The following is a 13,082-nucleotide window of genomic DNA, read 5'->3' as shown; positions in this document are numbered from 1 at the left end:
AGGCTATCATGTCTTCGAAATCGCAGCGGATCCCATGAGTATGCGCCTCTTCCTCGGATCCGATTTTCACGTCGATTACCGTCACAACCTCGACTGGCTGCGAGCGCTGTCCCGCGCCGATTTCACCGATGACGTGCTCATCGTCGCCGGCGATCTCTCCGACGAACTGGATCTCGTCAAAGCCAGTTTCGACGAACTCGTGCCGCGCTACGGCAAGATTCTCTTTCTCCCCGGCAATCACGATCTGTGGACGGCGCGAAGCGGGAAGGGGCCGTCCTTCGAGAAATTCGAAACGCTGAATGCCCTCTGCCACGGCTACGGTATCGAGACCCGGCCGGTCGCCATCGGCAAGACCCTGATCGTGCCTCTGCTGGCCTGGTATGACTATTCCTTCGGCGAGCCAGGCCCGACCATCCGCCGCGGCTGGATGGATTTCTACAAGTGCAATTGGGAAGGCTTGCAGCCGCCCGAGGTCGCGGCCCGTTTCGACGCGATGAATGTGATCCCGGACACATCGGGCTTCGATGCCGTCTACAGCGTCTCGCATTTCGTGCCGCGCATCGACCTGATGCCGGCTCGTTATCCCGAGAAGCACAAGGCGCTGTTTCCGGTGCTCGGCACAGACCGCCTGGAGCGCCGCATTCGTTCGCTTGGATCTTCGAAGCATTTCTACGGCCACAGCCATCTGAACCGCAACAAGGAGATCGATGGCGTCACCTACATCAACAGTGCCTTCGGCTATCCCAAGGAAACCGAGATCTCGGCAAAGACCATCCTGCAGGTCGCTGATCTCTGAGCGCGGGGGAAAGCCAGACCGAGCGCCTCAACCATACAAACAAAGATCGCATAAGATAGATTATGGAACTAAAGCATGTATGGAAGCGGGGCCTAGACTGGCCACAATGCATTGAATATCGCTGCCTCGCAGCGAACTCAGCATCTCAGAAAACTCAGATATCCAATTCAAATTCCACGGCAAACTGGTCATAGCCTGGCTCGACATGCGGCGGCGTCTCACCCATCACGGTTTCATAGTCGAGCGGCGTATGCATATGCGTGAGAACCGCATGTTTCGGCGCCAGGCGCTCGATCCAGCCGAGTGCCTGTTCGAGCGATAGATGGCTCGGATGCGGCCGGTACTGCAGCGCGTCGATGTAAAGCAGCTCAAGGCCTGATAGCTTGGCGACCGTCTCTTCGGGAAAGTCAGAGACATCGCAACAATACGCCACATTACCGATGCGAAACCCAAGCGATATGATGTCACCATGCTGCTGTACGAGCGGCATGAGCTCGATCGGTCCACCGGCGCCATCTATGACGATAGGCTGGTCCATATCGTCGACAATGACCGGCGCAACGATCGGCGGATAGCTGCTGCCGACCGGGGTCTTCAGGCAATAGCCGAAACCTTCCTCGATACGGGCCATCGTCGCGGGTTCCGCATAAATCGGGATCCGGTTCTTTTGGGTGATGAAATAGCCTCTGACATCGTCGATGCCATGCAGATGGTCGGCATGCGCATGGCTGTAGACGACGGCATCGAGACGCTCTACCTTGGCGCGGATCATCTGCTCGCGAAAATCCGGGCCTGTGTCGACGACGACGGTCGTCTTGCCGCCATCGGGCCCGATCTGTTCGATCAAGAAGGACGCGCGTGTCCGCCGGTTGCGCGGATTTTCAGGGTCGCAATTGCCCCAGTCGCCGTTGATCCTGGGGACACCGGGAGACGAGGAACAACCGAGCAGCGTGAACCGGCGCGTGACCTGCATCAGGGTTCCCTCAGCCCAACCTGGGCATCTTGGAAAAGCAGCGGAAGGCGTTCTCTGTCGTCACGTCTGCCATCTCCGCGTAGCTCACGCCCTTGACCTCGGCCAGAACCTCCGCCGTGTTGACCACATAGGACGGTTCGTTGCGTTTTCCACGCCAACGCTTCGGCGCGAGATAAGGCGCGTCGGTTTCGACCAGCAACCGGTCCATCGGCACCGACTTTGCGATCTCGCGCAGCTCCTCCGACTTGGGGAAGGTGACGATGCCGGAGAAGGAGACATAGCCACCAAGCGCTACGCCGGTATCCGCAAGCGCCTGACCGGACGAGAAGCAGTGCAGGATAAAGGGGAAGGCGCCCTTCCCTGTTTCTTCGGTCAGGATGGCAGCCATGTCCTCGTCGGCACTGCGGCTATGGATGACGAGCGGCAGCCCCGTGCGCCGTGCCGCCTCGATATGGCGGATCAGGCCCGTCTTCTGGTCCTCGGGCTTCTGCGTGTCGTAGAAATAGTCGAGCCCGGCCTCGCCGATCGCCACGATTTTTTCGTGGCTTTCCGCCAGTCGCACCAGCTCGTCCGCCGTCACGTCCAGCTCTTCATTGGCATTGTTCGGATGCGTGCCGACCGAGCAGAAGACGCTGGGATAGCGCTCGGCCAGAGCCAGCAGCGTAGGAAGCTTGCGAACCCGCGTGGAGATCGTCACCATCTGTTTCACGCCCGCCTGATGCGCCCGCGTGACAAGCTCGTCACGCTCGCTGTCGAAGTCGGCGAAGTCCAGATGGCAATGGGTATCGATCAGCATCGTCTCACGCCTTGCCCGCGTCCGGGGCGACATAACGCGGATAGACCGGCGACGGTGCCGGCAGTTCCGTGCCTGGCTGCAGCCGACCGGCGGCACCAAGCTTGGCGAAGACGCGGTTTTCCTCGGCCACGGCGACCAGATCGAGGATCTTTGCCGAGGTTTCCGGCATGATCGGCTGGAAGAGGATCGCGATCTGGCGAACGACGTCTGCCGTCACATAGAGCACCGTGCCCATGCGCGCCTCATCGGTCTTCTTCAGAACCCAGGGTGCCTGTGCTGCGAAATAGCGGTCGGCCTCGTTGACGATGTTGATGATGGCGGCGACCGCCTTGTGGATCTGCTGCTTACCCATTTCCTCGCGGCAGATGTCGATCGCCTCGTCGGCAATCTTCAGGATTGCCTCGTCTTCAGCGGTGAGCGGACCGGGTGTCGGCACCCTGCCCTCGCAGTTCTTGTTGATCATCGACAGGGAGCGCGAGGCGAGATTGCCGATGCCGTTTGCGAGGTCGGCATTGATACGTGTGCCGATGCCATCTTCCGAATAGCTTCCGTCCTGGCCGAAGGAGACTTCGCGCAGGAAGAAATAGCGCACCTGGTCGAGACCGAAATGGTTCACGAGATTGACAGGATCGACGACATTGCCGAGCGACTTCGACATCTTTTCACCCTTATTGAGCAGGAAGCCATGGGCATAGACGCGCTTCGGCAGCGGCAGGCCCGCCGACATCAGGAAGGCCGGCCAGTAGACGGCGTGGAAGCGGATGATGTCCTTGCCGATGATATGCACGTCAGCCGGCCAGTATTTGGCACGCGGGCCGTTCTGATCTTCGACATACCCGGTCGCGGTGATGTAATTGGTGAGCGCATCGACCCAGACATACATGACATGCTTGTCGTCGCCGGGCACCTTGATGCCCCAGTCGAAGGTCGTGCGTGAGATCGACAGATCCTTGAGGCCCGACTTGACGAAGGAGATCACCTCGTTGCGGCGTTCGTTCGGGCCGATGAAATCCGGCTGGTCTTCGTAAAGCTGGAGTAGCTTGTCTTCATAGGCCGAGAGCTTGAAGAAATAGCTTTCCTCTTCCACCCATTCGACTGGCGTGCCCTGGGGACCGTAACGCACGCCATCGGCGCGCAGCTCGGTTTCCTCTTCCTGGTAATAGGCCTCGTCGCGCACCGAATACCAGCCGGCATAGCCGCCCTTGTAGATGTCGCCATTCTTCTCCATGCGGCGCCAGACTTCCTGCACCGTCTCATGATGGCGCTTTTCGGTCGTGCGGATGAAGTCGTCGTTCGAGGAATTGAGGAGCTTGCCCATCTCGCGGAATTCGTTGGAGTTCCGCTCGGCAAGCTCTTCCGGCGAAATGCCCTCGGCGCGTGCCGTCTGCTGCATCTTCTGCCCGTGTTCGTCCGTGCCCGTCAGGAAGAACACATCCCGGCCGTCGAGCCGCTGAAACCGCGCCATGGCGTCGGTCGCGATCAGCTCATAGGCATGGCCGATATGCGGCTTGCCGTTCGGATAGGAGATGGCAGTCGTGATGTAGAAGGGATCGCTCATGGCTTCTTGTTGTCTTTTCGTCGGTTGCGATTGTCGTGTGCTGTTGTCTCGGAGCCTGACCTTGGCGGCGCGGAGCGGCCTGCCATGAACGGCGAAAACAAATGGGGTCCAACGCTCTTAAAACATTCCTCTGGCTTTAGGAACATCCGTTTTGCTGCAGTGCCATGAAGACGGTGGTCGCGCCGGTCAGCGCACGATCGCTGCGAGCACGTCGAGCATGGTCTGCTTGCGATCGAGATTGTAGGCCGAGGCAATGCCGAGCTGCTGATTGATGACGGACGAAAGCCGCGCATAGTGTTCGGCGCCGGACAGATCACCCGCCAGCGCAAGGCTTCTTGCGGTCTCGGCGAGATGGTCTCCCAGATGCTCGATGAAGAAGCCGAAGGCGACCTCACTGTCCTTGCCCGAGAGCGCATCGGCGATCTTGAACATCATCTTGCGCTGCGCGGGGCCGGATGCAGCCAGCATCTGCTCAAAGGCATCGAGAATGTCGGCGCCGCCGTAATTGACGAGCTTCAACGCGCGCGCGACGCTGCCCTTGGCGAGCGTCAAAACGGCTTCGCGCTTTTCGGCCGGGATCGTGAGACCCAGTTGCCCGAGCGCCTGATCCATCGCCTGCGGCGGCAATTCGTGCAGCCGGAGCGGCAGGCAACGCGAGCGAATGGTCGGCAAGAGCTTTCCCGGCGCGTGGGAGAGCACCAGGAACATCGCCCGCTTCGGCGGCTCCTCGAGGATCTTCAGGATCGCGTTGGCCGCATTGCGGTTCAAATCGTCGGCCGGGTCGATGATCACGATGCGCCAGTTTCCGGTGCCCGAGGTCTGGGCGAAGAAGTGCCCGGCCTTGCGGACCTCGTCGACGGTAATTGCGGTCTTCACCCGTCCGGACTTTTCATCGACTGGTCGCGACAGATGCAGGAGATTGTGACTTGCCCCGGAAGCGAGCTGACGGGTCACAGGATGCTCCGGAACCGGATCCGAGATGACCTCCGGTGCGCCTGTGGGATCCGGATGGCGCAGGATGTGGTTGGCGAAACGAAAGGCGAGCGTCGCCTTGCCGATGCCTTCCGGTCCTTCGATCAGGATGGCGTGGTGGCCCTTGCCCGAGCGGTAGCTGCGCGCAAGAAAGGCCTCTGCAGCTTCGTGACCGAAGAGATGCGGATTGCTGACGGGGGGAATCGCCCCGTCGAGAAGCCCTGCCCTCTCTTCGCTCATGGGCGCGCCGCCTGTCCGCCATCGGCGCCAGTTGCCGTCTTGCGCGCAATGACCTCGACCACCTTGGACAGAATATCGCTGGCGATCCGTCCCTGGTCCAGCGACGCGTCGATGACGCGGCAGCGTTCCGGCTCACGGCTAGCAATATCGAGGAAGCCCTGTCTGCGCTTCTCGTGGATCTCGAGCTTTTCCTTTTCGAAGCGGTCGGGGGCGGCGGTTGCTGCTTCTTCCCCTGCCCGTCTGCGGGCGCGCTGCAGGCCGACATCGGCCGGGAGGTCGAGAACGAGCGTGACATCAGGCATGGTCGAGCCGATCGAGACGCGCTCGAGGGCGGCCATCAGTGGCGGCTCGATATTGCCGGTGACACCCTGATAGACGCGGGAGGAATCGACGAAGCGGTCGCAGAGCACGATATCGCCGCGGGCGAGTGCCGGGCGGATCACGCAATCCAAGTGATCGGCACGGGCGGCGGCAAACAGGAGCGCCTCCATGCGCACACCGAAGGCCTCGGCGGCGCCGGAGAGGAGCACATGGCGCAGCGCTTCAGCACCTGGCGATCCGCCCGGCTCGCGTGTGGTGATGACCGTATGCCCCTTGGCGCGCAGGTTATCGGCGAGAAGACGGATCTGGGTCGACTTCCCGGCCCCCTCGCCTCCCTCGAAACTTACGAACAATCCGCGCGCCGTCGCCAATGCCTTGCCTATTTCCCGCCTGAAGCGTTTCAGAACCTGCCCTTAGGGCTCGACTACGGCTCTAAACCAAGATGGCACCCCGGGAAACCGTTGATCACAGGGCCGCTCCAAATTTTCCGTCAGATCCAGAAGAACATAAGTTCGATCAAGGCATCCCATGCCCGCTGGCGAAGCGTTCCAACCTCGACGGCTGCTGCACTTTTCAAGGGTACGCTGACCAGCGGCCGCTCGCCGGACAAGACATTGAGCGTGGCGATTTCGGCATCGGCTGCGACCGGTGGATCGAGCGGCCAGCGATAGACGATGCGTGCCTGCAGACGTTCGGGATTGTTGATCGGGACATAGACTTCGACCGGCTGGGCCGCGACCAGCGGGACCTTCGATTGCGCGCCGCCATAGACGCTCGCTTCGCCGATGACCTCACCTGCCTTGAACAGCGTGCGCATCTCGAAGCTGTCGAAACCCCAACTCAGCAAACGCCGCGCCTCTTCGGTCCGCTCCTTGTCGGTTGCTACGCCGCTCAGCCCCAGAAACAGCCGCCGCCCGTCGCGCTCCATCGAGGCGACAATGGCAAAGCCGCTGCCTTCGGCAAAGCCGGTCCCGAGCCCGTCGGCACCGAAGGACAGAAGCGGATTGCGGTTGCGCTGCAGGATCTTGTTCCACTCAAATTCCGGCAGGCCGAAGGTCTGGTAGAGATCGGGATAGGTCGCGACCAGATGGCGCGAGAGCTTCACAAGATCATAAAGAGTCGATCGGTTGTCTGGATGTGGCAGTCCTGTGGCATTGCCGAAGCGGCTGTCGGCAAGCCCGAGTTCGGCCGCCCGCGCATTCATCCGCTCGACAAACTTCGCCTCGGATCCCGCCAGGCCTTCGGCGATGATGAGGCAGCCGTCATTGGCCGTCTGCACCGCGATGCCCTTGATCAGATCCGCGACCGGCACTTGGCTTTTCACGGCCGCGAACATCGTCGAGGTCCGAGACGGTGCGCCGCCTGTCCGCCAGGCATATTCCGAGACCGGATAGATCGTATCCGGCCTGATTTCGCCCTTCCTGAGCGCATCGAAGGCCACTTCCAGCGTCATCAGCTTGGCGAGCGATGCCGGGGCAAAGCTCTGGCGCTCGTTCTTGGCGAGCAGAACCGTGCCGGTCGACGCCTCGACCAAATAGGCCTGGGCCGCCTTGGTTTCGATCAACTGCGGCGTCGGAACGGCTTGAGCGCGTGCGACTGGCGAAAGCAGGCCGTGCGGCGAAAGCAATGCCAGCAGCAGAAAGGCGGAAAGGATAAGACGCATGTTCACACTTCGGCTGGCTGGCTCAACAGTGATGCGTCTGTTCTCGCCCTGTCGCTGCGGGTTCAGCGCCCGCTGGAGAGCGTGATCCCGCCCTTTGCGACCGAGGCGAGAATCGAACGCTCGGTGAGACCCTCATTGCGCACGAGAATGGCGTCGAAGGCAAGCGCGTCGGCTTCCGCACGCTCCGGTGCATAGGCTGCCGCATAGCCGGAACCGTCGTAACCGTCGATATGGTGAGGACGCGGCGTCGGCGTGGGGCCGAAGTCCGGAAGGGCTGCAAAGCTGTCGCCCAAGAGGACGGCACCCGGGGCGGCTGCGCCCGTCTGCATCAGCACTTGTGCATCGAGCGTCTGCGGTGCTGCACCTCCGCTCGGTGTCGAGCCGCTGAGTGCCGTCTGGTAGACCGGATCGACGGTCGGTCGGAACTGCGGCGTTGCGACATCGTTGGACGCGACCATGACGCCTGATGCGATCTGGCCGCCCGGATCGATGACCGGTCCGCGCTCACCCTTCCTGATATACGATGCCATCAGATAGGGCATGTCATGCCCGTCCATGCGTGCCGGCCCGATGTACTGGACGCGGACCTCGCCGGTACCACTGCGCTTCATGTCGAGCATGTCAGCTGTCTTGCGCGACAGATCGATGATGCGCCCCTGGTGGAACGGACCGCGATCATTGATGCGCACGATGACCGAGCTGCCGGTGTTGAGATTGGTCACGCGCGCATAGCTTGGCAGCGGCAGTGTCGGATGGGCGGCCGACAGATGTTCCTTGTCGTAAAGCTCGCCATTGGCGGTCAGTCGACCGTGGAATGCATCGCCGTACCAGGAGGCGACGCCCACCTTGTCGTAGCGGGGGTTTTCCTTGGGCACGAAGGTCTTGCCCTTCACGACATAGGGCTTGCCGACCATATAGCGGCCACCGCCCTTCGGGACCGGACCACTCGCCACCAGTCTCGGGCTCGCCTTCACGCCATAGACCGACTCGGCGAAATATTCCTTCGAACGCTTCGGCTTTTCGGCGGTTTCCTTTGTGGTCGAACAGGAGGCGGTGAAGGCACAGAGCACCGCAAGCGCCAGCCACTTCCCGGAATTGGCCACGAGGCCGCGCGTCGTCAGATGCATGTGTCCCACTTCAGATCGCGGACGCTGATCATCTGCGCCCTGTCTACGAGGCCCCCATGCCTCTGCTCGCTTGCGCGCAATCTAGGCCGTGCAAAAATGGCCAAAATGGGAAAAGTCACAATTTGAACGATCGCAGCGGCGGAGTTCTGCAAACATGGTTAACGCACGGTTGCCACTCGGCAATGTCGGAACCGGTCACGAGCCCCCGCATGGACCTCGCTTTTGTCGGACAATTTGCTCAGCCGCACCCTTGCCAAATCCCGCGGCTTTGCGCATAACGCAGCCGTCCGGATGGGTGTCCGAGTGGTTTAAGGAACCGGTCTTGAAAACCGGCGTGCGGGAGACCGTACCGTGGGTTCGAATCCCACCCCATCCGCCACAAGCACAATTGTCCATTCCGCAAACATCCGTGATCGCACGCGCCGGATCCCCAGTGCCCGCCCCCCCAACCTGAAGTATGCCCTAGTGCGATTGCCCTGCGGAGCTGCTCGAAAGATTTGGCGTGCCGCGCCAGGGCGGAACCCTGTTTTTCGAGAGATCGATCGGATTGTAGCGACTGATTTAGCCGATCACCAATGCCCGTGACCTATTCTGATCCAGAGCAGGCTGACAGGATTGGTTTCATGCGTGTGACGGTGGCCCTGATGATCGCAGCGGTATTCAGCATCCTGGCGATCAAGTATTCCGACAACTCTCTTGGCGGTGGACGGCTGACTGCGTCTGCGAGCGATGTTGCTGCGGGTTGATCGCCCTCATGGCCAAGATTGTGGCTTTTCAACAACAGATACTTCAGTTCCTTCCGGTTTCCGGCCGGAATACGCCCATGGAGGAACTGCTTTTGCCGCAATCTCGTTGAGGATCCACAGGCAGGAGCAAAGACCATGAGATACATCTTCATCCTGCTGATCGCCTCGGTGCTCAGCATACTCGCCTTCAAATATTCGAACAATTCGCTCGGCGGCGGCGAACTGATGGCATCGCCGATGGACGTGTCACAGGAAACCTGATTGCGGCGCATCCGGCGGGTCGGCCCGGCTGCTTTTCGTCAGCCGAGCAGTGTGTCCAGCCATTCGCGTGACAGGCGCGTTTCCAGTTCCGTCGCCAGATCGTCCAGACCGGCGTCTACACTTTCCCGGTAGTTGGTTCCACCGCCTGAGACGCCGAAACTCTCCATGAGCTTGCGTCTGTAGGCGTCACTTGAAAACAGACCATGCAGATAGGTGCCAATGACGCGCCCATCGGCGGAGGCTGCGCCGTCAGCGCGACCCTCAATCCGGATCGGTGGCCGAAGCGTGTCCGGCCCTTGCGTCACCCCGAGATGGATCTCGTAGCCCGACAACGGCACGTCATATTCTAAAGAATGCGCCTCGCTGTTGCGAACGGTCTTTTCCGGCGCCATGACGGTTTCGATATCGAGCAGCCCAAGCCCTTCGACCGTGCGTAGTGAGCCTTCGAGGCCAAGAGGATCTGAGACCTGTCGACCCAGCATCTGATATCCGCCACAAATTCCGATCACGCGTCCGCCGCGTCTCACATGCATCGCAAGATCGCGGTCCCAGCCGTGATCCCGTAACTCCTCCAGATCCGCGATCGTCGACTTCGAGCCAGGCAGGATCACCAGGCCAGCATCGACAGGCAGCGGGTTGCCGGGGCGGACATAAACCAGATCGACCTCCGGTTCGGCTGCAAGCGGATCCAGGTCGTCGAAGTTTGCTATGCGCGAGAGGACTAGGACAGCAACCTTCAAGGCGCCGCCGGTCCCCTGGACCAAGCGCTCCAGGACGACCGAATCCTCTGCCGGCAGGCGCGCAGCCGCCTTCAGCCACGGAATGACGCCGAAGCAGGGCCAGCCGGTAAAGGCGCCGATCGCCGAAAGGCCATCATCGAAGAGGCTGACATCGCCGCGGAACTTGTTGATGATGTAGCCGATGATCTGGGCACGATCCTCCTGTGGCAGGATCGTATGGGTGCCCACCAGCGAGGCAATCACCCCTCCCCGATCGATATCACCGACGAGGACCACCGGCACGCCGGCGCGGGTGGCAAAGCCCATATTGGCGATATCGCCCGCCCTCAGGTTGATCTCTGCGGGCGAGCCGGCGCCTTCGACGATGACGATGTCCTTGCCGGCGGAAACGGTCTCGAAACTCTCGAGGACGGCGCCCAGCAGCTGCGGCTTCAGCCGCTGGTAGTCGCGCCCCTTGGCCTGGCCGAAGACCTTGCCCTGGACGATGATCTGGCTACCGGTTTCGCTTTGGGGCTTGAGCAGCACCGGGTTCATATGCACGGAGGACCGCGTGCGGGCCGCAAGCGCCTGGAGCCACTGCGCGCGGCCGATCTCCCCTCCGTCATCGGACACGGCAGCATTATTGGACATGTTCTGAGGCTTGAAGGGGGCTACCTTCAGCCCCCTGTTCGCAGCCAGACGGCAGAGACCGGCCACCAGTATCGTCTTTCCGACATCCGATCCTGTCCCCTGCAACATGATCGCTCTTGTCATCGTGCCCTGTCCTGTTTCCGCCCCGGCATTGTCTGCCTATTTTTCATGATCTTGCAGCGATTTCGCCGTCAAGGTTGATGCAAATGCGACACTGCGGCAGCCTGTCGCGGCCGATAGCTCTGCAGTTTATCATTTGCGACATTCAATGACGGTTTGCGCGCTGGTGCGGAGACTTCGCAGTGATTATCTGCGGCTCGAAACTAGCGCCCTCAAGAGCGCGGCAATCTAGGAAACACCCATGCTCTACATCCTGCAGAACCGCAATAGCCTGGCGATCGCCTGGAACGGCCGTGCGCCGCAGCACAAGACCATCGCACGCTGGGAAATTCGCAATCCCATCTCGTTTCGCAAGGCTTGATTCTCAGCATGCGGCCGATCGGTGACTGCGCCTATTGCGAAGTCACTCTAACTATCAGTCGGACCTGAAAACAAAACGCCCCGGGACGCAATACTCGATCCGGGGCGCAACCGACAGTAACGCGTCGGTGCTTCCATCTACCGCTTTAGATGTTACCGGATCGTTAGCCCGACGCCTCGGGCGACAATTTTTCAATTTTTTTTGTGCTTGCACGAGCGCGCCTTCGCGCCTGTCATATTGACGCAGTTGGGACACGTTAGGTCTCACGTTGGATTGCAGCCAAACGCCGCTTCTGTTCCGCCTGATGCAACTGCTCGTCCGTTGGGCGCATTGACCTCGCGCGGAGGCCGAAATGCGGCAAAATCAGTCGCAACAATAGCTTGGGTCCAGCGCCGCCGCGCATGGCCGGGGTCGCAAGAGGTTGATTTTCGGAACCAAAGACGTAGGCTTATAGTCGTGACACGAGGTCGACAGGGCAGCAACGCTCCTTACGACAAGACCTGGTCCACTCGATGACGCACTGGGCTGACGCGTCCGGGCGCTCATACGCATGATGACAAAATTGGCAATGCGGTCTGCAGTAGCCGCCTCTGCCCGTCCCGATGAACGCTGCAAGATAAGACTGGGAGGTCTTAACTCCATGAAGAAGCTGATTGCTTCCACAATTCTCGCCGCGGGTCTCTACGCAGTTGCCGGCTCTGCCCAGGCTGCCGAATGCGGTGATGTCTCGATAGCCGAAATGAACTGGGCGTCGGCCGGTGTCGCCGCCTATGTCGACAAGATCATCCTGGAAAGCGGTTATGGCTGCAAGGTGACCGTGGTTACCGGCGATACCATGCCGACTTTCGCCTCCATGAACGAAAAAGGCCAGCCGGACATGGCACCGGAGTTCTGGGTGAATGCCGTGCGCACCGCCCTGGACGAAGCCATTGCCGAAGGCCGTCTGATCCAGGCTGCTCCGCTTCTCTCCGACGGCGGCGTGGAAGGCTGGTGGATCCCGAAGTTCCTGGCCGACGAACATCCTGAGATCAAGACGGTCGAGGATGCGCTTGCCCGTCCGGAACTTTTCCCCGCACCTGAAGATGCGTCCAAGGCTGCCGTCACCAACTGCCCCTCGGGCTGGAACTGCCAGGTATCGACCGCCAATCTCTATCGCGCACTCGGCGCCAAGGAGAAGGGTTTCGAACTGGTTGATACCGGCTCGGCCGCTGGCCTTGATGGCTCGATCGCCAATGCCTTTGAAAACAAGAAGGGCTGGCTCGGCTATTACTGGGCTCCGACCGCGATCCTCGGTAAGTACGAGATGGTGAAGCTGTCGTTCGGCGTCGAGCATGACAAAGCGTCCTGGGATGCCTGCACCGCCGTTCCGGATTGCCCGGATCCGAAGGTAAATGCCTATCCGGTTTCCGACGTCTACACCGTCGTCACCAAGGGCTTTGCCGAAAAGGCCGGTGTTGCCATGGATTACGTGCAGACCCGCAAGTGGGACAACGCAACCGTCGGCAAGGTTCTCGCCTGGATGGAAGACAACCAGGGCACCAATGAAGACGGCGCACGCCACTTCCTCGAAACTTATCCGGAAATGTGGACCACTTGGGTCGCTCCGGACGTCGCCGAGAAGATCAAGGCGGCTCTCTGAGCGCAGCTTTCATTGCGAACATGCGGCGGGCCTTGTTGCCCGCCGCGCTTTCTGCGAAGCGGCATGCCGCATCACGCCATTCAACGACTCCCGACGTCGCAGACGGCATGAATTCCCTTCCGGAACTCGACTAGCCTCT

At 60.9% G+C, this 13,082-nt stretch carries 11 protein-coding genes, 1 tRNA gene and 1 pseudogene; 5 read left to right on the top strand and 8 right to left on the bottom strand.

Annotated elements, in window-relative coordinates; genetic code table 11:
- Positions 1 to 34: 34 nt before the first annotated feature.
- The gene (locus tag ACQKP1_RS10215) at positions 35 to 796 is read left to right on the top strand and encodes a metallophosphoesterase (protein WP_427275134.1); all 762 of its coding nucleotides are present in this window, start codon (positions 35 to 37) and stop codon (positions 794 to 796) included.
- Positions 797 to 950: 154 nt separating this feature from the next.
- On the opposite strand, the gene ACQKP1_RS10210 is transcribed toward ACQKP1_RS10215, so the two are convergent.
- The 7 genes and pseudogenes from ACQKP1_RS10210 to ACQKP1_RS10180 form a co-directional block, all read right to left on the bottom strand.
- Positions 951 to 1,769 (bottom strand): MBL fold metallo-hydrolase, encoded by an 819-nt coding sequence (locus ACQKP1_RS10210; RefSeq protein ID WP_427275133.1) that lies wholly within the window; start codon positions 1,767 to 1,769, stop codon positions 951 to 953.
- 10 nt (positions 1,770 to 1,779) lie between these two features.
- Positions 1,780 to 2,565: a TatD family hydrolase gene (locus ACQKP1_RS10205; protein WP_427275132.1), complete on the bottom strand. Its 786-nt coding sequence runs from the start codon at positions 2,563 to 2,565 to the stop codon at positions 1,780 to 1,782.
- A 4-nt stretch (positions 2,566 to 2,569) separates the two neighbouring features.
- Positions 2,570 to 4,126, bottom strand: a pseudogene (gene metG / locus ACQKP1_RS10200) (methionine--tRNA ligase); the annotation flags it as partial.
- Positions 4,127 to 4,309: 183 nt separating this feature from the next.
- Positions 4,310 to 5,335, bottom strand: coding sequence for a DNA polymerase III subunit delta' (locus ACQKP1_RS10195; RefSeq protein WP_427275131.1), 1,026 nt, complete (start codon positions 5,333 to 5,335; stop codon positions 4,310 to 4,312).
- Positions 5,332 to 6,027 carry a dTMP kinase gene (tmk, locus tag ACQKP1_RS10190; protein ID WP_427275130.1) on the bottom strand — a complete coding sequence of 232 codons (696 nt, stop codon included), beginning with the start codon at positions 6,025 to 6,027 and terminating at the stop codon, positions 5,332 to 5,334. The genes ACQKP1_RS10195 and tmk overlap by 4 nt, the downstream gene beginning before the upstream one ends.
- A 119-nt stretch (positions 6,028 to 6,146) precedes the next feature.
- Complete coding sequence (locus ACQKP1_RS10185; protein WP_427275129.1) at positions 6,147 to 7,319, bottom strand: D-alanyl-D-alanine carboxypeptidase family protein; 1,173 nt, start codon at positions 7,317 to 7,319, stop codon at positions 6,147 to 6,149.
- Positions 7,320 to 7,381: 62 nt separating this feature from the next.
- Positions 7,382 to 8,446: a septal ring lytic transglycosylase RlpA family protein gene (locus ACQKP1_RS10180; RefSeq protein ID WP_427275128.1), complete on the bottom strand. Its 1,065-nt coding sequence runs from the start codon at positions 8,444 to 8,446 to the stop codon at positions 7,382 to 7,384.
- 289 nt (positions 8,447 to 8,735) lie between these two features.
- Between ACQKP1_RS10180 and ACQKP1_RS10175 the strand changes: the two genes are divergently transcribed.
- From ACQKP1_RS10175 to ACQKP1_RS10165, 3 genes are all read left to right on the top strand, one after another.
- A tRNA-Ser gene (locus ACQKP1_RS10175) sits at positions 8,736 to 8,825 on the top strand.
- 244 nt (positions 8,826 to 9,069) lie between these two features.
- Positions 9,070 to 9,192 (top strand): hypothetical protein, encoded by a 123-nt coding sequence (locus ACQKP1_RS10170; protein ID WP_276307006.1) that lies wholly within the window; start codon positions 9,070 to 9,072, stop codon positions 9,190 to 9,192.
- A 135-nt stretch (positions 9,193 to 9,327) separates the two neighbouring features.
- Positions 9,328 to 9,453 carry a hypothetical protein gene (locus ACQKP1_RS10165; RefSeq protein ID WP_276307007.1) on the top strand — a complete coding sequence of 42 codons (126 nt, stop codon included), beginning with the start codon at positions 9,328 to 9,330 and terminating at the stop codon, positions 9,451 to 9,453.
- A gap of 38 nt (positions 9,454 to 9,491) precedes the next feature.
- Here the strand turns inward: ACQKP1_RS10165 and ACQKP1_RS10160 are convergent, their stop codons facing one another.
- Entirely contained in the window at positions 9,492 to 10,946 is a 1,455-nt protein-coding gene (locus ACQKP1_RS10160) for a cobyric acid synthase (RefSeq protein ID WP_427275127.1), read from the bottom strand.
- A gap of 998 nt (positions 10,947 to 11,944) precedes the next feature.
- Between ACQKP1_RS10160 and ACQKP1_RS10155 the strand changes: the two genes are divergently transcribed.
- Positions 11,945 to 12,943, top strand: coding sequence for an ABC transporter substrate-binding protein (locus tag ACQKP1_RS10155; RefSeq protein ID WP_006728371.1), 999 nt, complete (start codon positions 11,945 to 11,947; stop codon positions 12,941 to 12,943).
- The last annotated feature ends 139 nt before the right edge of the window (positions 12,944 to 13,082 follow it).

The organism is Allorhizobium sp. NPDC080224 (genome assembly GCF_050281005.1).
Lineage (GTDB): Bacteria > Pseudomonadota > Alphaproteobacteria > Rhizobiales > Rhizobiaceae > Allorhizobium.
Note: the sequence above shows the minus strand (reverse complement) of the source record. Positions and strands in the feature narration are given on the sequence as shown.